This is a genomic window from Ferrovum myxofaciens, assembly GCF_000735045.1.
GTDB classification, from domain to species: domain Bacteria; phylum Pseudomonadota; class Gammaproteobacteria; order Burkholderiales; family Ferrovaceae; genus Ferrovum; species Ferrovum myxofaciens.
This window is the reverse complement of record NZ_JPOQ01000247.1, coordinates 1-314: the sequence shown is the minus strand read 5'-3', so window position 1 is coordinate 314 and position 314 is coordinate 1. Positions and strand designations below refer to the sequence as shown.

Genomic DNA, 314 nt, shown 5'->3' with positions numbered 1-314 from the left:
CGTTCCATTTATCCAGTCCTCCGTCGTCTCGCGGGGCGTGGCACAGGCGAAGGTATAGCCGGATGCCCCCAGGGCCGCCACGAAAATATGGGCACGATCTCCTCCAACCAAGGGGATAGTCGGACCGGCAAAGTCAATGAACAGTTTCTCCCCCGCGCGGTGAACCTGGCGCATGGAGCGCTTGAGGATTCGGGCAAAACGCTGGTAGCAATCACAGAATTGAGAATAACTGTAGGTCTGGCTGTCTGCATATTCAGCCCGGTATTCTTCCCACAGCAACATCAAGGTCATGCCCTTGCGGCGCAGTTCCTGAT

1 pseudogene is annotated in these 314 nt (G+C 56.7%); it reads right to left on the bottom strand.

Annotation, left to right across the window (positions count from 1 at the left end):
* Positions 1-314, bottom strand: a pseudogene (locus IV91_RS0113210) (IS21 family transposase); the annotation flags it as partial.